This is a genomic window from Rarobacter incanus (assembly GCF_006715765.1).
Lineage (GTDB): Bacteria > Actinomycetota > Actinomycetes > Actinomycetales > Cellulomonadaceae > Rarobacter > Rarobacter incanus.
Genome location: NZ_VFNV01000001.1, coordinates 534,677 through 553,158, shown reverse-complemented (window position 1 = coordinate 553,158; position 18,482 = coordinate 534,677). Strand labels below are relative to the sequence as shown.

The following is an 18,482-nucleotide window of genomic DNA, read 5'->3' as shown; positions in this document are numbered from 1 at the left end:
GTGAGCAACAAGTGAGTCTTTCCACGGATCACTCCCAGGCGACGTTGGACGCCGCGCACAGCCACGGTGCGGTGGTTCCGCAGACCGACCGGTCCGAGCGCGTGACCTCCTACGACGTGAGGGATTTCGCCAGGCCCCACGGCCGCGAGGAAGAATGGCGCTTCACGCCAATTAAGAAGTTAGATGCGATCTTTGCGGCACAGCCCTCCGTGGCAACGCTGCAATGGGACGCGCACGTTCCCGCCGCGGTGACGGTCACCGAGATCGATCAGGCGCAGGCGCGCAGCAAGTCCGTGCTAGCCCCGGGGGACCTGCCTGCGGCGGCCGCAACTTCGCTCGCCCCCACCGCAATCCTGATCACCATACCCGCGGATTTCGAGTCGCCTGATCCCATCATCGTCGACCTGGCCGGCGTTTCCGTGGACACCGTCGTGTGGGGGCAGATCCTCGTTGAGGTGGGAGAGCGCGCCAACGCCTCGCTGGTCCTGACGCACTCGGGGCAGGCCACCTACAGCGTGCACGTGTCCGTGGACGTTGCCGATGGGGCACACCTGACGTTCGTTTCCGTGCAGGACTGGGACGCCAACGCAATCCACGTGGCAGAAAATGCCCTGCGTGTCGGCAAAGATGCAACCCTCAAGCACGTGGTCATGACGTTCGGCGGGGAACTGGTTCGCGTCTCGGTGAATGCCCAGTTGGTGGGCGAGGGCGCGGACCTGGAACTGATCGGCGCCTACTTCACCGACGCCGGCCAGCACCAGGAGCACCGGCTCTTCGTCGACCACGCCGTGCCGCGAGCCCGCTCCCGCGCGACGTATAAGGGTGCGCTACAGGGCCAGGGCGCGCACTCCGTGTGGATTGGCGACGTACTTATCCGGGCAATCGCGGAGGGCACGGACACCTACGAACTAAACCGCAACCTGCTCTTGACCGAGGGAGCCCGCGCGGATTCGGTGCCGAACCTGGAGATCGAAACGGGCGAGATCGAAGGCGCCGGGCACGCATCGGCCACCGGCCGCTTCGACGACGAGCAGTTGTTTTACCTCCAGGCTCGCGGCATCCCGGAAGCGGAGGCGCGGCGCTTGGTCGTGCACGGATTCTTCGCGGAATTGGTGCACGAGATCGGGATCCCCGCGGTCGAGCAGCGCCTCCTGGCATCGATCGAGGAGGAACTGGCCTTGGCGGTGGGACAGAGCTAATGAGCGCACAGTTTGCCTGCCTGGTTAGCGATCTCGATCCGGAGGCTGCACTTCCCGTCGAGCTCACCGCGCCCGACGGCAGCGACGTAGAGGTGGCGATCGTGCGCGACAGCGACGGCGGGTGGCACGCGATCGATGATCAGTGCACCCATGGCGCCGTATCGTTGGCCGACGGGGAGGTCGAGGGGTGCTTGATCGAGTGCTGGTTGCACGGCTCGACCTTCGACCTCAACACGGGCATGCCGACGACACCACCGGCGTCGAAACCGGTTCGCGTGTACCCCGTGACTATAGAAGGCGAGCGTGTCCTCGTGGATATCGACGCAGCCAACTGAACTACCCGCCGCGCGGCGCAACGCGCACCGAAGAAACGACTTTTCATACCTGGAGGAACAACAATGTCAACGCTCGAGATCCGCGACTTGCACGTGCAGGTTGAAACAAAAGAAGGACCCAAGCCCATCCTGCGCGGCGTCGATCTGACCGTCAATAGCGGTGAAACGCACGCCATCATGGGCCCGAACGGATCGGGCAAATCGACGCTCGCGTATTCGCTCGCAGGGCACCCCAAGTACGAGGTCACGCAGGGGTCTGTCACCCTCGATGGCGAGGACGTCTTGGCCATGTCGGTGGACGCGCGCGCCCGCGCCGGACTGTTCTTGGCTATGCAGTACCCGGTGGAGGTCCCGGGCGTCTCGGTTTCCAATTTCTTGCGCACCGCGAAGACCGCGGTCTCCGGAGAGGCACCGAAGCTGCGCACCTGGGTCAAGGAAGTGAAGGAGACGATGGCGAATCTGCGAATGGATGAATCGTTCGCGGAGCGCAGCGTCAATGAAGGGTTCTCGGGAGGCGAGAAGAAGCGCAACGAGATCTTGCAGTTGGAACTGCTGCAACCGAAGATCGCGGTCCTGGACGAGACAGATTCGGGCCTGGACGTGGACGCCCTGCGGATCGTGTCTGAGGGTGTCAACCGCGCCAAGGACAACACCGGGCTCGGTCTGCTGCTGATCACCCACTACACGCGGATCCTGCGCTACATCAAACCGGACTTTGTCCACGTATTCGTGGCCGGACGGGTCGCTGAGCAAGGCGGGCCGGAGCTGGCCGAACGCCTGGAAGCCGAAGGATACGACCGCTTCTTGGGCGCGAACGCCAACTAGTTCCAGGCGGTGGCGGCGGGGCGCGCGCAAATTATCGCCCCCGCCGCCGCCCCAACAACCACTCCGGCCACGTCAGAATCGCAGACCCTCATGGCGACATCACCCGCGCAACCGCCCGCCGCGCTCAGCGCCGCCGAGTTGGCGCGCATACGCGCAGACTTCCCGCTCCTGAAACGCCGCCTGCGCGGCGACCGTCCGATGGTGTACTTGGACTCCGCAGCCACCTCGCAAAAGCCCGATCCCGTCCTCGACGCGGAGCAAGATTTCTACCTGGTGCGAAATGCCGCGGTGCATCGCGGGGCGCACCAACTAGCGCAGGAAGCCACGGAGGCGTTTGAGGGAGCGCGGGCCACGGTCGCGGAACTGATCGGTGCGCAACCGGGCGAAATCGTGTGGACATCGGGGGCGACGGCGACGATAAATCTGGTCACGTACGCGATATCGAACGCGACAGCGGGACGCGGGGGACAGGCCGCGCGGCGCTTCGCGCTGCAACCCGGTGACGAAATAGTCGTCACCGAGGCGGAGCACCACGCAAACCTGGTTCCGTGGCAGGAACTGGCCGCCCGCACCGGAGCCGTCTTGCGGTGGATTCCCGTGGGCGAGGACGGGCGGGTAACGGTCGAGGACGCCGATCGGATTATAACGGAACGCACCCGGGTGGTCGCCTTCACCCACGTGTCGAATGTCACGGGTGCCATCACGGATACCGCGGCGCTGGTGCGCGCGGCGCGGTCCGTCGGGGCGCTCGTCCTTATTGATGCGTGCCAATCCGTGCCGCACCTGCCCGTGAACGTGTCCGAGTTGGGAGCGGACTTCGTTGCGTTTTCGGCGCACAAGATGCTGGGCCCCACGGGAATTGGTGCGCTCTGGGGCCGCGCGGAACTGCTTGCGGCGATGCCGCCGGTGACCACGGGCGGGTCGATGGTTGAGGTGGTCACGATGACCGAGGCAACCTACGCGCCGCCACCGCAGCGGTTCGAGGCGGGAACGCAGCCGGTCGCGCAGGCGATCGGATTTGGCGCGGCCGCGCAGTACCTTTCCCATCTTGGGATGGACGCCGTGGCCGGTCACGAGCGAACAATCACGCGACTGCTCCTTGACGCCGTTGCGGCGGTTCCCGGCGTGCGCGTTATAGGCCCCACGGATCCGCGCGACCGCATCGCTGTTGTCTCCTTCGTCGTCGACGGCGTGCACGCCCACGACGTCGGGCAGTACCTGGACGATGCGGGCGTGCTGGTGCGCGTCGGCCACCATTGCGCGCAACCGTTGCACCGCCGCTTCGGGGTGGCTGCAACCACACGCGCCTCCGCGTCGGTATATACGGACGAGGCCGATGTGGCCGCATTCGCCGACGCACTATCCGGGGTGCGCAAGTTCTTCGGGGTGAGCCAATGAGCGCGGACCTGCAGAATCTATACCAGCAGATCATCTTGGATCATGCGCGCAGCCCGCATGGGCGCGGGCTGGTGGACTACGACGGTGCTGAATCGACCGGTCAATCGCACCAGGTCAATCCCACGTGCGGTGATGAGGTGACGCTGCGCGTGGCGCTGCGCGGGGACGGCAAGGACGCCGTCATCGAATCGATTTCCTGGCAGGGGCAGGGATGCTCGATTTCCCAGGCTTCCTTGTCGGTGATGACGGACCTGGTGCAGGGCAGCACGGTTGCGCAGGCCTACGGGGTGGCGGGGGATTTCCGGGCACTGATGGATTCGCGCGGTAGGGATGCCGGTGATGACTTGCTCGATCGGCTCGACGACGCGGCCGCCTTTGCGGGCGTTTCAAAGTTTCCGGCGCGCATCAAGTGCGCGCTGCTGGGGTGGGCCGCACTGCGTGGCGCCATCGTGGCCGCAACGACTGACAGCGAGGGGTTTGAAGAAAATGAGTGAAGAAGTCACCGGCGCGGACGCTTCCGCGCAGACCGGCGCGGATGCACCCGCCGCCGATTGGGCGCCGCGCGCGTCCCTGGTCGATGTCGAGGAAGCCTTGAAGGATGTCATCGACCCCGAACTGGGGATCAACGTCGTGGACCTGGGTCTACTGTACGGATTGGACGTGGACGACCAGAACCGCGCACTGATCGACATGACCCTCACATCGGCCGCCTGCCCGCTCACCGATGTGATCGAGGACCAGGCGCGCACCGCGCTTGCCGAGGTGGTCACCGACGTCGAGATCAACTGGGTGTGGATGCCGCCGTGGGGTCCCGAGAAGATCACCCCCGACGGCCGCGACCAATTGCGCGCTCTCGGATTCAACGTCTAAGCATCAAAGCCAGAGTCGGTGACCCAACACCGATCACCAAAGACGAGTTCCCGGCTGGTGGTAATAGGCGGTCCCCGATTTTTGGCTTCCCAGCAGCTCCGAGACGGTCACCAGGGTGTAACCGCGCTTCTTCAGCTTCTTGATGATGGTCGGCGCTGCCTTCACCGTCGTTGGGTGGATATCGTGCATCAAGATGATCGCACCCCGCTTCGCACCCTTCAGGGCGCGCTTTGTGGTCGCCTTTGCGTTGCGGTTTCGCCAATCCTGGGTATCGACGTTCCAGATAGCGAGCGACATTGCGCGCTTGCGCGCGATTGACGAAGTCGTCTTGTTGAACGCCCCATACGGGGGGCGCAGCAGGGTCGGTGCTTCGACTCCCGCGGCCGTGATGGCGCGCGTGGTCGAATCGATTTGCTGGGCCTGCTTTTTGGCGCTCAGCCCCGGCAGGTAGGGGTGCGACCACGAATGGTTGCCGACCTCGTGCCCCTGCTGCGCGATCTTGCGGACGACGCCGGGTCGCTTCTTGGCGGCGCTGCCCACGACAAAGAATGTTGCGCGGACCTCGGCATCCTTGAGCTCCCGCAAGAGCTTTTCGGTGTAGGGACCGGGGCCGTCGTCGAAGGTGATCGCGATGCACTTCTTCTTCTTGCAATTGATGCGCTTCTTTGCGGTCTGCGACTTGGCCGCGGAACGCGATGCTGACGTGCTGGCAGCAGATGCGTCGTCCGCCGACGCTGCGGCATCCGATTGCTTCGCGTCCGCAAGCGTCCCATCGTCATCGTCGGTGGTGGCGGGAGCACGACCACTATCTGCGCCGCCCTGGTCCGTCCCATCGTCGGTGGCGCCCGCCGACCGCGAACCCGCGTCTTGCGGGCTATCGGTGCCGGATTCGGCTGCGGAAGACGGCTGCGACGCTGAATCGCCGGCGGTGGGCGAGCCCTGCTCCTGGTCACTTTCGCTCTGCATGGGCGCCGTGGTCGGCGCGGAAGAAGAGGTTGCCGCGGCCGTATGGCTGGTGCCGCTTTGGCCGGAGGCCGGTGCGGAGCAGCCGGCAGCCGCGAGCAACACGCACGTGGTGACCCCTGCTAGACCCATCCTGAAGTTACGAAAACTCATCCTGCGTGCCACCAGTTATGCCCCAATAACGTCCGCGATTCGGCCTCGTCCCCAAAACATCTACGCTACACGTTTCAGGTGAACTATTCATGTGGCGGCAGTGAACGTTCGGTGAGTCCGCGGGCATGGATCGCCTCGCCGACGTTGATCGCGCGGGTCACCGCCCGCAGGGCGACAGGGGTGATGATGACCCGGGCGTTGGGCGGAATCCCGCGAGCGCGGGCGGCATCGGTGGCGGCCGTCATGGTTGCACCCAGCGCTGGTATGGACCTTTGCATGAGCGCAACGGATAGGGCGATCCGGTCGGTGTCGACGCCCACGCGTCGCAGCGGCCCCATGGCGGTCAGCGCGGAGTCGATCAGGTCGTCCGCCCTCGTCGAGGAGACGACGGCGAGCGCCCCGGCGATGGCAGCCGTGAGGTCGATTGACGTCTGCGCTGCCGCTGCCAACGAGTGTGACCACCAAGCCAGTAGGAAGACGGGAACGGTCACGGCCATGGCGCGAAGGCAAGCGAATACGATCGCTTGGCACCTCATCCCCACGACAGCGCACGCGAGTGTGGCGATCCCCAAAGCGATCAGGGAGGCGGCGAGGCTGTCGAGCACGGTAATCGCAATGACAAAGGCCGCCAGCGTCGGCATGGCGACCCATGGTGGGCAGCGATGCAGGATCGAATTTCCAGGTATGTAGGCGCCCAGTGCGCCCCGCCACACCGGCGTGTTGGGGCCGCGCCTCCTGGGTCCTATCGCGGCGCCGCGTGAGGCTCGCGGGGCCGGTGCGAGCCTGCTCACGGCTTGCCTTCCGGCACGCTGCCGCCGGCGAGCTGCGCGGCGATGAGATCCCGGTAGCGTTCAACGCAATCGCGCCCGCTGCCAGTGGCGATGAGCCGCCCGTCAGCGATCACGGCGCCTTGCGGGCAAGCTGCCGCGGCCTCTAGGTCGTGGGTGACGAGCACAACCTGCTGGGGCAGCGCAGACAGGCGTTCGACTATCGTGTGCCGCCAGCGCAGGTCCAGGCGGGTGGTTGGCTCGTCGCACACCAGGACGGCCGGCTCGGCGGCCAGCACGCCGGCCAGGGCGAGCAGCTGGCGTTGCCCACCGGACAGGGTTTGAACCGGTTGATGGGCATGATCGGCGAGGCGGAACTCGTCCAAAATCTCCAATGCTCGCCGGTCGCGTTCCTTGCGACCAACGCCGCGGTAGCGCAGCGTTAGCGCGATGTCCTCAAGCGGGGTCGGCATGATTATTTGCGCGTCGGGATCGGAGAAAAGGTAACCGACTTGGCGTATCACCTCGCGCGCGGAAACGGTCGTGTCGACACCATTGACGCGCACTCGCCCAAGGTTCGGAAGGACGAGTGCCGCCACCAACTTCGCCAGCGTCGTCTTACCCGAACCGTTGGCTCCGATGATTGCGACCCGCGCGGCGGTCAGCGACAGCGAAACGTCGGCGAGGATGGGTGTGACGCGGTTTCCCGCGGCGTCCTGCGTCCACACCGATACGCCGTCGAATGTGATGCCGCCACCGGGCGGGTCGCTGAGACTCACTTGGCGCGTGCCAACTGTGGGAAGGCGCGCAAAACGGAAAGCCCGACTATCGCGGCGAGAGCGGCCTTGACGGCGTCCAATGGCAGGTATACCAGGTTCCCCAGGAATGCCTTGGAGAGGGGGATGCCAACCCGTGCGGAAAGCACCGGAACACCGATGGAGTAGATCACTATGGTCGCCGCGGCCACGGCCAATCCGGCGTGTGCCGCTAGTGCGCGCCACTGCCCGGCCCGGGCGCGGTGGATCCACCAGCCGGCCAACGCCGCCGCGAGCGGGAATGCGATGAGATACCCGACCGTGGGGCCGGCCAACATCACGACCCCCGATTTGCCGCCGGCGAAGACGGGAAGTCCGGCTAGTCCGACCGCGATGTACAGAAGTACGGCACCGGCTCCGCGCCACGGTCCCAAAACTACGCCCGCAAGCAATACCGCGAAGGTCTGCAACGTGATCGGGACACCGCTGACGGCAGGTCCTGTGAGCAATGAGCACGCCGCTATTAGTGCCGCGAACGTGGCAATCAGGGCGGTGCTTGTCGAGCGGTCCGCCAGGGCGCTGCGGCGGACCGTGGCTGTCTGCGGCGTTGGGGTGCGCGAAGCTGGGCCTGAGTTACGAGTGGTCGATTTCATGATCTTCCCTACGGTTTATGTGCAATTAAACTACGTTTGCCACCTTACTGACCGATAGACTTGGCCTCGTTTGTGCCAATCGCACAAGTTCTTATCTACCGCCTGAAGGAATCGTCTACGTGATTAGCGCCAACAATGTTGAGTTGCGAGTTGGGGCAAGGACCCTTGTGCACGAAACCAGTTTTCAGGTGCAGGCAGGTGACCGCATCGGCCTGGTCGGCCGCAACGGTGCCGGCAAGACGACCCTGACCAAGACCCTGGCGGGGCAAACCCAGCCGACCGCGGGACAGATCACGGTGCGCGGAACGGTCGGATACTTGCCGCAGGACTCACGGGTCGGGGATCTTGAGCAAACGGCATTGGCCCGCGTCCTGTCCGCGCGCGGGCTCGATGCCATTGTCGAGAAGATGCGTGCGGCGCAAGAGGACATGGCCAGCGACGATGCGAAGCGTCACGATAGGGCGATGGAGCGTTATCCCAAGCTTGAGGCGCGGTTCCTGGCGGGTGGAGGGTACGCCGCTGAATCGGAGGCCCTGCGCATAGCGGCGAACCTCGGCCTCGACGAGGCAACGCTGGCGAAGCCCCTGCGCGCTCTGTCCGGCGGGCAACGACGACGGGTGGATTTGGCTCGGATCTTGTTCTCCGACGCGGAGACGCTCTTGCTCGATGAGCCCACCAACCACCTCGATCACGACTCGATCCTGTGGTTGCGCGATTTCTTGAAGAATTACTCCGGTGGACTGATCGTCATCAGTCACGACGTTGCGTTGCTGCAAGTCGTGGTCAACAAGGTGTTCCACCTGGACGCGAACCGCGGAGAAATCGACCAGTATCACCTTGGGTGGGATGCCTATCTCAAGCAGCGCGAGCAGGACGAGAGGCGACGCCGCAAGGAACGCCTCAACGCTGAAAAGAAGGCCGCCGCGCTCACAGTGCAGGGCGAAAAGATGCGCGCGAAGGCGACCAAGGCCGTTGCCGCGCAGCAGATGTTGCGCAGGGCCGAGCAATTGCGGGCCAGCGTCGAAGGGGAGCGTGCCACCGATAAGGTTGCAAAGCTGCGGTTCCCGGCGCCCGCGCCGTGCGGCAAGACTCCGCTCACCGCCGAACACCTCTCGAAGTCCTACGGTTCTATGGAGGTATTTGCGGGCGTTGACTTGGCGATCGACCGCGGTTCGCGGGTGGTTATTTTGGGTCTCAATGGTGCCGGTAAGACCACTCTCTTGAGGATTCTGGCCGGAGTGCAGCAGCCCGATACCGGCAAGGTCGTTCCCGGGCACGGTCTCAAGATCGGATACTACGCGCAGGAGCACGAGACGCTCGATAACGATGTGACCGTGGTCGAGAACCTGCGCCACGCGGCACCCGACCTCACGGACACCCAGGTCCGCTCCGTTCTGGGTTCGTTTCTGTTCTCGGGCGACGACGCGGATAAACCAACCAGCGTGCTGTCCGGCGGTGAAAAGACGCGCCTAGCCCTAGCGACGCTGGTTGTGTCGGCCGCCAACGTTCTGCTGCTGGATGAACCGACCAACAACCTCGACCCGGCATCACGCGCCGAGATACTGGGGGCATTACGCACCTACGAGGGAGCGGTCGTCATGGTGACGCACGATGTCGGGGCCGTGGACGCTTTGACGCCCGAAAGAGTGCTGTTGTTGCCGGACGGCGACGAAGACCTTTGGAACGACGACTACCGCGAACTAGTTGCGCTAGCGTAGCGAATCCACGCCGTGCATTGTTGATCGAATGCGCCGTGCATTGTTGATCGAGTGCGCCGGGGGCGTGTACCGAGAGCAACGAGTGGTGTGGGCGTGATCTCGATACGCGCTTGCAGCGCCACTCGACCGGCGGGGACGGCCCACCTGGCCGGCGAGTTCAGGCGGCGCGACTCCCTACGACTGCCTTCGCCGGCACCGTCGAATCGGCCGAGACCTGCACATTGGCCGGCAAAACGGCTTGCTCGCCGATGCGCGCGCCGCGCCCGACACGCGCCCCCGAACCGACACGAGCACCCGGTCCCACATGCACCGCAATTCCGATGATCGCCTCGGCTGCCACCTGCGCATCGGATTCGATCCAACTGTTCTCGCCGACACGGGCGCGCGGCCCGACGATGGCGCGTTCCTCTACGTAGGCGCTCCGCGCAATCCACGCGTCGGGCGCGACCACGGCCTTCGGCGATACAAATCCGCCCCCGTGCGGGTGCCGGACGTAGCGCAACACCCTGCCATCGTCGGTTTCAAACTCTTCGCGAGTCGGTTTGCGAGGCATACCACTCCTTGCACGTTGTAGTTCAGGCGGTCACAAACCGCCCGTTTTAATCCGAATACTGCAACAATGAACCGGTCAAGATAATTCCAGGGATCAATTTTGACGGCAGATGCTGAGAGTTCCTTGAGCATGCAAGGAGGAAGATATGGACGAGTTCACCCGCCTCCGCGCAGCCCTGCCAGCCCCGCGGGACCACCAGCGCCTGCTGCTCGGCATCGTCGGCGCACCCGGCAGCGGGAAGAGCTTTGTGGCGAATATGCTCGCGGCAGCCCTATCGCCGCGCGGTCGCACTCCGGCCCCCGTAATCGAAATGGATGGTTTCCACCTCTCGAACGAGCAATTGGACCTTTTGGGACTGCGTGCACAAAAAGGGGCGCCCGCATCTTTCGACGTGGAAGGGCTCAATTGCCTGCTACACAGGGTTCGGGAGAGGGGGAACTCGTCGGTATTTGCCCCTGCCTACGATCGGGCGCTGCACGAGCCCGTCGCCGCACGCGTGCGCGTTGACCCCGCCGACGAACTGGCGATCGTCGAGGGAAACTACCTGCTGCTGCCCGAGGGGCAGTGGGTGGCCTGTGCGGATGCGCTTGACCTGACGGTGTACCTGGACGTCGAAGACGCACTGCGGCGTGAACGACTGATGGCGCGGCATGTGGCCCACGGTAGGACTCGTGTGGAGGCGCTGGCCTGGATCGATGCCGTGGACGATCCGAATGCCCGGCGCATTGCGGCCACGCGCGACCGCGCGACGATGCGCATCGACGGCGAGGCCCTGGTGGCGGCGATCCGCGCCGCCCGCTAGTGCCCCCGCGCCGCGGCCATATGCAGGTCGCGTAGCCACGTGCGTGTCCCGAAGGACTGCACCGATAGCGCGGTGATGCGTCCGGCATAGGCGAGCAGCCGCTCGAACGAGGCAGGACTGAGGCCGTTGGCGGCCACGAAGTGGGCGGCGCTCCCGTGGAAAAAGTCGCCCGCACCCAGGGTGTCGACCACGTTTTCGACCCGGGTTGTCGGCACGGTCCCGGTGCGTCGCACCGTCGGCAACGAAATCGAGTATTCGATCGGTTTGTCGCCGTCGGTAATCACAACGTACGGGGTCCCGCAAGCGTGGATCTGGGCGAATATCGCGGCAGTGGAGCGCGCGCGGTCGAAGTCCCGCGAAACGATCGCGAGGGTCGTTAGTTCCAGCAGGTCCAGCGAGTTCTGCTTACGCCGCCCGATGTCCAGGATCGTTGGTATTCCAAGGGCATTGGCTTCAGTTAGCAGCGGGATACTGAGGTGTGTTTCGTAGGAATCGGCCAAGACCACGCGGGCGTACCGGGCCAGGCCGGGCGGGCGCGTCGATGGCGCGGGGGAATGTGCCCCGTCGCCGGCAGATATGATCGCTCGCTCGCCGATGCTGGCGGTGACCGCGATCGTTGCCACAGAGGTCCGTGCTCCCTCGGTGACGCATGCTGCGCGGTCAATGCGCACTTGCTCGCGGTCTAGATCCCCAAGGACGAGTTCTCCCGCCGCGTCGGCACCAACGGATGCGGTTAGGGTGGCGCGACCTCCTAGGCCCGCGAAGACCACCGCGGCGTTGGTGGCCGGGCCGCCGGCCGCCAACGTGGTGCCCAGCGCCGTCACCTTCTCGTCGCTGCCAGGTACGTGCTCGACGCGGTGGATGATGTCGAGAGTTGCCAATCCGACAAAGTGTCCGATCGGATGCGCGCTGCGCTGCCCCGCAGGGCCCGGCACACCTGTGGCGCGATCTTCGTCGTGGGGCAGCGGGCGGGTTTCGTGGCTCACGCGCTTACTGTACCGATTGCGCTGCTCGATGATCGAGTAGCCCGCGCGTTCGCTGGTCGCGCCGAGCGCGCTGCTTTCAGTCAAGACCCCCGCGCAAACCACCGCACTCGAACCAAAACCCCGCACTCGACGAGTTCGCGCACCCCCGCTGACGCCGAGCGCGCCGCTTTCAGTCACAACCCCTGCTCAAACCACCGCACTCGGCCCAAAGCCCCGCACTCGGCGTCCCCGCGCACCCCCGCTGACGCCGAGCGCGCCGCTTTCAGTCAAGACCCCCGCGCAAACCACCGCGCTCGGCCCAAAGCCCCGCACTCGGCGTCCCCGCGCACCCCCGCTGACGCCGAGCGCGCCGCTTTCAGTCAAGACCCCCGCGCAAACCACCGCGCTCGGCCCAAAGCCCCGCACTCGGCGTCTCCGCGCACCCTCGCAGACGCCGAGCGCGCCGCTTTCAGTCAAGACCCCTGCTCAAACCGCCGCACTCGCTCAGCGGGGAGCGGCGGTGCGCGCGATAGGCGGGGAGCGGCGGTGCGCGCGATAGGCGGGGAGCGGCGGTGCGCGCGATAGGCGGGGAGCGGCGGTGCGCGCGATAGGCGGGGAGCGGCGGTGCGCGCGATAAGCGGGGACGGGGGCATCTTCATGCCTGGCGCCACCGGCCTGACCTAATTGCACGTGTAGTGCACGAGAGGCGCCTTCCCCTTCGGAAAAGCGCCTCTGAACTGCACAAAGTACTGGTGGGCGATACTGGGTTCGAACCAGTGACCCCTTCGGTGTGAACGAAGTGCGCTACCACTGCGCCAATCGCCCGCGCACAAATGAATGTGCAACGCTGAAACATGGTAGCCCCTGACAGGCCCCGCGCGCCAATCGCGGAGCAAATGAGAAATCGGCGGCGCGGCGGCACAACTCGCCAGGCGCCGTCGGCGGCGCGGCGCGGACCGTTCTCGTCGGGACGGGCCCCGCCCGCCGGCGGTCACACGGATTCGAGCGCTCCCGCAGCTATGCGGCCCCACATCGCGCTCAGTTTGGGAGCTTGCGGGCAGGCGGGGAGCTCGTCGCCATCAATACTCGAAACGGGCACGATTCCCCGCCCCGCGCTGGTCACGAAGAGCCAGGCGCGGCCGTTTCTCGCGTGGTCAATGATGGACGAGTCCATCGTCTCCTCGCCAACGCTCAATTCACGGCCTGCGGCCCGCTCCAAGACCAGGGAGCGAGCGATTCCCGGCAGGCAGCCGCTCGATAATGGGGGAGTGGCCAGTTTCCACGGCTTCGGTGCCCGGCCGGCGGCCGGTGCCAGGACGAAGAGGTTTGTGGTCGAGCCCTCACATATCTGGCCGTGGGTGTTCAGCCACAGGGCCTCGTTCCCGCCGCGGGCGGCCGCGAACTGTGCGGCCACCACGTCCTCTCCTTTCGAAATCGACTTAATTCCGCTCAGGGCCCCCGCGGGGTTACGTCTCCACGGCACCGTGACCATGTTCACGGGATCGGCAGGGGCGGGGGCCGGATTGCCCGCGATGAGCAGTCGTGCGGCAGGGCCGCGGCCGAGCCCCGGCGGACCGTCTCCGGAGCTCAGCGTCGCGCGCACCCGCACGCGCGCACCGGGTTCAAAGGACTGTAAAAGCTCCCGCACGGCCCGGCGCACGTACTCGTCACCTGGATACGGAAGTTCGATCCTGCGGCATGACGTGGCCATGCGTTCGAGGTGCCGTTCGAAGGCCACAACACGTTGGCCTTCGGCAACGAATGTTTCGAACAATCCGTCGCCGATGGTGAACCCGTGATCGGTGGCCGCGACGAATGCGGCGTCGCGCACCGACCCGTCGAACCAGAATCGGGCCGCGGTCACGCGACCGTGCCCCCGCTAGCGAGCGCGATCAGGCGCGCGGCCTTCAGCTCGGTCTCGGCCCATTCCGCTTCCGCATCCGACTCGAATGTGATGCCGGCGCCGGTGCCGAACCGCATCACGCCCGGCTGCTCCCACCAAAATGTGCGTATCCCGACGGCGAGGGTGGCCTCGTCCCTGTCCGCATCGATAACGCCGATGGCGCCGCAGTAGGGGCCGCGAGGTGCGGTCTCCAGCTTCGCGATGATGGCGAGGGCCGCCTCCTTCGGCGCGCCCGAAATCGATCCCGGCGGAAAAGTTTCCGCGAGAATCCTTGCCCACTCGCGCGTCGCTAATGCGCCGTGCACCGTCGATACCAGGTGTGTCAGCCCGGGGTGGTCTTCGGTAGCTAGGAGCGGATCGACGGTGATGGTGCCCGGTTCGCAGATCCGTTGCAGGTCGTTGCGGACCAGATCCGTGATCATGATGTTTTCGGCGCGGTCCTTGTCGCTCAATCCGTCAGGGGTTCGCGCGGTGCCCTTGATCGGGGAAGAACTGATGCGGGCGCCGCGGACGCGCAGGTATAGCTCGGGCGACGCGGTCACCACCCAGATGGGATCGGATCCGTGACCGGCCGGGACCTGAATGTAACCCTGGTAGGGGGCCGGATTCCCGGCGCTGAGCAGGGCCGCCAGCGCCTCTGCATCTGGTTCGGCTGGCATCGGCGCGCTGAGGATTCTGCACACGTTGGCTTGGTAGACCTCGCCTTCGACCACGTGTGCGCGCACGGTTTCGACTGCCGCGCAGTAGCTCTTCTTATCCATGGACGAGGCCCATGCCCCCGGCGCCGGACCTCGCCATTTGTGGGGGGCGTTGTCGCTTGGAATCGAGGGAGTTGTGTGGCGAAATCGCCAGCCCGTTATGGTGCCCTCGAACGTAGCAACCACGAACCACGTGCCGTTTTGCAGGCGATCGGGGTGCCGCTTTAGGTCGACAGACTCAACGATGTCCGCGAAATCGATGCCGGCGAAACGGGCTGAACCGACCATGGGGCAGTTCTCCTCATGTGGAGCGGTGATGTGTTGGCGTTGGTAACCCAATTATGGGGTGCGTGCTGGGGCTGGCGCGTCATTGTGGGGTGCGTGCTGGGGCTGGCGCGTCGCGTTGGGACGCGTATGCGTGCCGGTGGGCCCGGTGACCGGGCGGAACTGTTGGAATTGCGCCGAGTTGTACGCGGGCTGATCTTTCCGCTAAAGTAGTCGAGGCGTTGAGGGAACGGAAACGATCCCACAACAACATGCGGACGTGGCTCAGTTGGTAGAGCATCACCTTGCCAAGGTGAGGGTCGCGGGTTCGAATCCCGTCGTCCGCTCGGTGGATCACCTGGCTGACTGGTTCCAATCAGATGGTTGGCGCAGGTCACACGGTGGAGTGGCCGAGAGGCGAGGCAGCGGCCTGCAAAGCCGTATACACGGGTTCGAATCCCGTCTCCACCTCGCAAGGCAATGGGCGATTGGCGCAGCGGTAGCGCACTTCCCTGACACGGAAGGGGTCACTGGTTCGATCCCAGTATCGCCCACCAGTGTTTGTGCAGTTCAGAGGCGCTTTTCCGAAAGGGAAGGCGCCTCTCGCCGTTCGTTGATCGGGTGGCCGTGCTTTTCGTTGATCGGGTGGCCGTGCTTCTCGTTGATCGAGTTGCGCGCGTTGCGCGCGTATCGAGATCACGCGCCGACCGAAGAGCGGGCCTCGTCCCTAATTGGCCGACTGCAAGTGGGCATTTTGCCGACCAGTGCGCACCGCATCGACCGTCAGGACCACGAGCGCAATCCAAATGACACCGGTGGCGACCCAGCGGGTCGGCTGCATCGCCTCGTGAAATACAAGGACGCCGATGATCAGCTGGATAATCGGGTTGACGTATTGCAGCATCCCGATGACGGTGAGGGGAAGCCTCTTTGCGGCTGCCGCGAACAGCACCAGGGGGATCATCGTGACGGCTCCAGCGCCAACCAGCAGGGCGACGTGCCACCCGAGAGGCAGCGCATTGGCCGGCGAGTAGTTTTGAATCGAAGTCTGGTTTTGGGTCAATAGCCATATGTAGTAGCCGACCAGGGGAACGGAGATGGCCATCGTCTCGACGGCCATGCCCTCGATGGGTTCGACCTGATTCGCGACATCCTTCTTGACGAGCGCGTATGCGCCAAATGAGCCTGCGAGAACCAGCGACACCCACGGCAAGTTTCCGAGCCCGACCACGATTATTACGACGGCTATGACGCCCAAAACGACTGCTGCGGTCTGCAAGCGGGTGATTCGCTCCTTGAGGACCACCATTCCGAGAACGACGGTGACCAGGGGATTGATGAAATACCCCAACGCGGCATCGACGGTGTGCCCGGATTGCACAGCGTAGACGTAGGTCGTCCAGTTGATCGCGATCAGCAGACCCGCCACCGAAAGCCGGGCGAAGATCGTTCGGTTCGACATGGCGCGTCGCAATTGCCCCAGCCTGCGCATGAATACGAGCACAAGGAGGCACGATGCCAGCCCCCACACGGCACGGTGGACAATTACCTCCAGGGCGCCCGCGGGTTGAAGCGCGTGGAAGTAGAGCGGGAAGACTCCCCACAGCAGGTACGGGGCGAGGCCTAGCGAGATGTCCCGAGCCGTTGGTCGGTGAGCTGACTGTGGTTGCATCAGCTTGACGTTAGCAACGGTAGATTTCGCCGAAGTGTCCCACTGGACGCGGAATATTACGGCCGCTGTTTGCCCTCGCGTTGAGAATCCACTCACCGCTATTTGGAAGAACCCGACTTCGAAGCGTTGGGAAGCCGAACGCGGGTGCCAAAGACGTCGCGAAAGGTAGTGGCCGCCTCCGCGATTCCGGCCGCGCTGCGCAGATCCACCTGGCCGGTAGCGACCTTGTAGCACACGGCGCGCCAGGATTCGCCGACGGCTCCCGTCAGCGTGCTCGCGACCGCCGCGGTGAGGACGTTGCCTGCGCCGGGGATGAGCCGCGCGAGCCCCGCCACGAGTTGGCGGCCGACCAGGGTGGTGATCCCGCCGGTGCCGAATGCGATCTTTTGGGTGTCCTGTTTCGAGACGCCGAAAATGTGCGAGATCTTCACCATCAGACCGAGTTGAATGGCGGCAAGCGCCGGCGCATCCGCGAGCGGCAGGGGAGCGGCGCCAATACCAGCCGCCGCGGCCGAGGCGGCGGCCGTCAACGTTCGCGCCTTGCGATTCTTCGCAGCGAGGTCCACGCGCTGCGCGGCAACGAAAGCCGTTTGCTGGTCTGCGGGAATGCGAAAGGACGTGGCCTCGACCACCTCCTGCAGCCCGAATTGTTCCTCGTCGCGTTCCGGATCGGCCAGAGCGCAGGTCAAATGCACCTGGCCGTCGGCCGTGGGAAGGCGCATGTCGAGCAGCGCCTGCTGAAACGCGAGCGCCCGCGAAATCACCACTCCGTTGACCTTTGGCACCTGCGTCATCACAAGGATCACGGGAATTCCAAGTGAACTCAATTCCTTTATGACGGCTGCTTGACCGTCCGTCATCCGCGCCGAATAGGCGGAAACGCAGTACCACGCGGCGTGGATGATGTCGGCAGGATCCGCCGCCCGGTTACCTGAGAAGTGCCCGCGCAGCCAGTCCAGGGGGGAGTCTTTGGCTCCAATCTCAAAGCCTTGCGAGTCATAGAGCGCAAATGTTCCGTCGGCACTCTGATACTGGTGCACTCCCTCCGTGACCGGTCGCCCGGTCCCCGTCGGAGCAAAATCCGCTCCGAAGACCGCATTGATCAGCGTCGATTTTCCGACCCCGGTTTCCCCGATGACCAGGATGTTGACACGCGATATGGAGGCCATGTTTTCATCCCACATGCGCCCCAGATTCGCGACATCGCTGGCGTCGCTACGACTGAATTTTCCGAACATCGTCAGCTCCTCGGGCGCGCCCCGCGCAGCGGGGCCCTCGTTCCTAGAAATCGCAAAGTGGATCACTACAGTAGTACCGACCGGCTTCATCGCCACCGGTGAAACTGGCCACACTGCGCCAGGGAATAGCGTTCGATGCCAATTTGTTGGCACACTTGAGGTAGGTGTGCCGGGTAATCGGCACAGTTACCGAACATATAAGCGCGCCACGCTCAGCGACGCCACAACCCATCCGGAGAATGACATCATGACCGAGATTTCCGAGATCGCCACCCACGGCGTCAACCTCACACCCGCAGCCGCCGATAAGGTGCGCGCGCTGCTGGAACAAGAAGGCCGCGATGACCTACGCCTGCGGCTCGCCGTGCAGCCTGGGGGATGCTCGGGCCTGATTTACCAGCTCTACTTCGATGAGAGGATCCTCGACGGCGACGCGGTCAAGGACTATGACGGCGTCGAGGTCGTTGTCGACAAGATGTCCGTTCCTTACTTGGAGGGGGCGACGGTCGACTTCGCGGACTCGATCGAACGGCAGGGGTTCACGATCGACAACCCGAACGCGGGCGAGAGCTGCGCATGCGGGGGATCATTCGCCTAGAAGAACCCGGGCACCAGCAACCCGGCACGGCCCCGTCGTGCGAGTGCGGAGGCGAGTCCGATTCGAAGCCCGGCCGGGTGCAAATCCGCGCCGGGCTTCGTCGCGCCGCGGGTGGGACCTGCTGGGCAGGCGGGCCGGACAGCACCTGCGGGA

19 protein-coding genes and 4 tRNA genes are annotated in these 18,482 nt (G+C 64.9%); 12 read left to right on the top strand and 11 right to left on the bottom strand.

Translation table 11 applies throughout. The features are described 5' to 3' along the window. Positions 1 to 11 precede the first annotated feature (11 nt). The 6 genes from sufD (at position 12) to FB389_RS02280 (ending at position 4,627) form a co-directional block, all read left to right on the top strand. Positions 12 to 1,199 (top strand): Fe-S cluster assembly protein SufD, encoded by a 1,188-nt coding sequence (sufD, locus tag FB389_RS02305; protein ID WP_142111182.1) that lies wholly within the window; start codon positions 12 to 14, stop codon positions 1,197 to 1,199. Beyond that, positions 1,199 to 1,534, top strand: coding sequence for a non-heme iron oxygenase ferredoxin subunit (locus FB389_RS02300; protein WP_142111181.1), 336 nt, complete (start codon positions 1,199 to 1,201; stop codon positions 1,532 to 1,534). Before sufD ends, FB389_RS02300 begins: the two co-directional genes overlap by 1 nt. 63 nt (positions 1,535 to 1,597) lie before the next feature. Continuing rightward, the gene (gene sufC, locus FB389_RS02295) at positions 1,598 to 2,359 is read left to right on the top strand and encodes a Fe-S cluster assembly ATPase SufC (RefSeq protein WP_142111180.1); all 762 of its coding nucleotides are present in this window, start codon (positions 1,598 to 1,600) and stop codon (positions 2,357 to 2,359) included. Positions 2,360 to 2,449: 90 nt separating this feature from the next. Continuing rightward, positions 2,450 to 3,757 (top strand): aminotransferase class V-fold PLP-dependent enzyme, encoded by a 1,308-nt coding sequence (locus tag FB389_RS02290; protein ID WP_142111179.1) that lies wholly within the window; start codon positions 2,450 to 2,452, stop codon positions 3,755 to 3,757. Further along, positions 3,754 to 4,251, top strand: coding sequence for a Fe-S cluster assembly sulfur transfer protein SufU (gene sufU / locus FB389_RS02285; RefSeq protein ID WP_142111178.1), 498 nt, complete (start codon positions 3,754 to 3,756; stop codon positions 4,249 to 4,251). The genes FB389_RS02290 and sufU overlap by 4 nt, the downstream gene beginning before the upstream one ends. Then, positions 4,244 to 4,627: a metal-sulfur cluster assembly factor gene (locus tag FB389_RS02280; RefSeq protein WP_142111177.1), complete on the top strand. Its 384-nt coding sequence runs from the start codon at positions 4,244 to 4,246 to the stop codon at positions 4,625 to 4,627. Before sufU ends, FB389_RS02280 begins: the two co-directional genes overlap by 8 nt. A gap of 33 nt (positions 4,628 to 4,660) precedes the next feature. On the opposite strand, the gene FB389_RS02275 is transcribed toward FB389_RS02280, so the two are convergent. The 4 genes from FB389_RS02275 to FB389_RS02260 all read right to left on the bottom strand — a co-directional run bounded on the left by FB389_RS02275 (position 4,661) and on the right by FB389_RS02260 (position 7,918). Then, complete coding sequence (locus FB389_RS02275) at positions 4,661 to 5,743, bottom strand: polysaccharide deacetylase family protein (protein WP_142111176.1); 1,083 nt, start codon at positions 5,741 to 5,743, stop codon at positions 4,661 to 4,663. A gap of 83 nt (positions 5,744 to 5,826) precedes the next feature. Then, a complete protein-coding gene (locus FB389_RS02270) occupies positions 5,827 to 6,384 on the bottom strand; it encodes a hypothetical protein (RefSeq protein WP_142111175.1) in 558 nt (185 codons plus the stop codon). Between the two features lie 146 nt (positions 6,385 to 6,530). After that, the gene (locus FB389_RS02265; protein WP_246043476.1) at positions 6,531 to 7,289 is read right to left on the bottom strand and encodes an energy-coupling factor ABC transporter ATP-binding protein; all 759 of its coding nucleotides are present in this window, start codon (positions 7,287 to 7,289) and stop codon (positions 6,531 to 6,533) included. After that, complete coding sequence (locus FB389_RS02260) at positions 7,286 to 7,918, bottom strand: biotin transporter BioY (RefSeq protein WP_142111174.1); 633 nt, start codon at positions 7,916 to 7,918, stop codon at positions 7,286 to 7,288. Before FB389_RS02260 ends, FB389_RS02265 begins: the two co-directional genes overlap by 4 nt. A 119-nt stretch (positions 7,919 to 8,037) precedes the next feature. On the opposite strand from FB389_RS02260, the gene FB389_RS02255 reads away from it, so the two are divergent. Beyond that, on the top strand, positions 8,038 to 9,636 hold the full coding sequence (locus tag FB389_RS02255) for an ABC-F family ATP-binding cassette domain-containing protein (protein WP_142111173.1): 1,599 nt from the start codon (positions 8,038 to 8,040) through the stop codon (positions 9,634 to 9,636). 157 nt (positions 9,637 to 9,793) lie between these two features. Here the strand turns inward: FB389_RS02255 and FB389_RS02250 are convergent, their stop codons facing one another. Next, positions 9,794 to 10,189 carry an LbetaH domain-containing protein gene (locus FB389_RS02250; RefSeq protein WP_142111172.1) on the bottom strand — a complete coding sequence of 132 codons (396 nt, stop codon included), beginning with the start codon at positions 10,187 to 10,189 and terminating at the stop codon, positions 9,794 to 9,796. 145 nt (positions 10,190 to 10,334) lie between these two features. Here FB389_RS02250 and FB389_RS02245 point away from each other — a divergent pair, with 145 nt between their 5' ends. Next, positions 10,335 to 10,991 carry a nucleoside/nucleotide kinase family protein gene (locus FB389_RS02245; protein WP_142111171.1) on the top strand — a complete coding sequence of 219 codons (657 nt, stop codon included), beginning with the start codon at positions 10,335 to 10,337 and terminating at the stop codon, positions 10,989 to 10,991. Here the strand turns inward: FB389_RS02245 and FB389_RS02240 are convergent. The 4 genes from FB389_RS02240 to FB389_RS02225 form a co-directional block, all read right to left on the bottom strand. Next, positions 10,988 to 12,061, bottom strand: a complete 1,074-nt coding sequence (locus FB389_RS02240) for a PfkB family carbohydrate kinase (protein WP_170207836.1) — start codon at positions 12,059 to 12,061, stop codon at positions 10,988 to 10,990. The two genes, FB389_RS02245 and FB389_RS02240, sit on opposite strands and share 4 nt — an antisense overlap. 645 nt (positions 12,062 to 12,706) lie before the next feature. Continuing rightward, positions 12,707 to 12,781, bottom strand: a tRNA-Val gene (locus FB389_RS02235). Positions 12,782 to 12,947: 166 nt separating this feature from the next. Next, positions 12,948 to 13,820: an aminotransferase class IV gene (locus FB389_RS02230; RefSeq protein ID WP_142111169.1), complete on the bottom strand. Its 873-nt coding sequence runs from the start codon at positions 13,818 to 13,820 to the stop codon at positions 12,948 to 12,950. Next, on the bottom strand, positions 13,817 to 14,845 hold the full coding sequence (locus FB389_RS02225; protein ID WP_142111168.1) for a chorismate-binding protein: 1,029 nt from the start codon (positions 14,843 to 14,845) through the stop codon (positions 13,817 to 13,819). Before FB389_RS02225 ends, FB389_RS02230 begins: the two co-directional genes overlap by 4 nt. Positions 14,846 to 15,095: 250 nt before the next feature. On the opposite strand from FB389_RS02225, the gene FB389_RS02220 reads away from it, so the two are divergent. The 3 genes from FB389_RS02220 (at position 15,096) to FB389_RS02210 (ending at position 15,378) form a co-directional block, all read left to right on the top strand. Continuing rightward, a tRNA-Gly gene (locus FB389_RS02220) sits at positions 15,096 to 15,168 on the top strand. A 53-nt stretch (positions 15,169 to 15,221) separates the two neighbouring features. Continuing rightward, positions 15,222 to 15,292: transfer RNA gene (locus FB389_RS02215), tRNA-Cys, on the top strand. An 11-nt stretch (positions 15,293 to 15,303) separates the two neighbouring features. Beyond that, positions 15,304 to 15,378: transfer RNA gene (locus tag FB389_RS02210), tRNA-Val, on the top strand. A gap of 170 nt (positions 15,379 to 15,548) precedes the next feature. Here the strand turns inward: FB389_RS02210 and rarD are convergent. Beyond that, complete coding sequence (rarD, locus tag FB389_RS02205) at positions 15,549 to 16,493, bottom strand: EamA family transporter RarD (protein ID WP_142111167.1); 945 nt, start codon at positions 16,491 to 16,493, stop codon at positions 15,549 to 15,551. Between the two features lie 98 nt (positions 16,494 to 16,591). Further along, entirely contained in the window at positions 16,592 to 17,731 is a 1,140-nt protein-coding gene (locus FB389_RS02200) for a GTPase (RefSeq protein WP_170207835.1), read from the bottom strand. 247 nt (positions 17,732 to 17,978) lie between these two features. Here FB389_RS02200 and FB389_RS02195 point away from each other — a divergent pair, with 247 nt between their 5' ends. Beyond that, positions 17,979 to 18,329, top strand: coding sequence for a HesB/IscA family protein (locus FB389_RS02195; RefSeq protein WP_142111165.1), 351 nt, complete (start codon positions 17,979 to 17,981; stop codon positions 18,327 to 18,329). Positions 18,330 to 18,482: the final 153 nt, after the last annotated feature.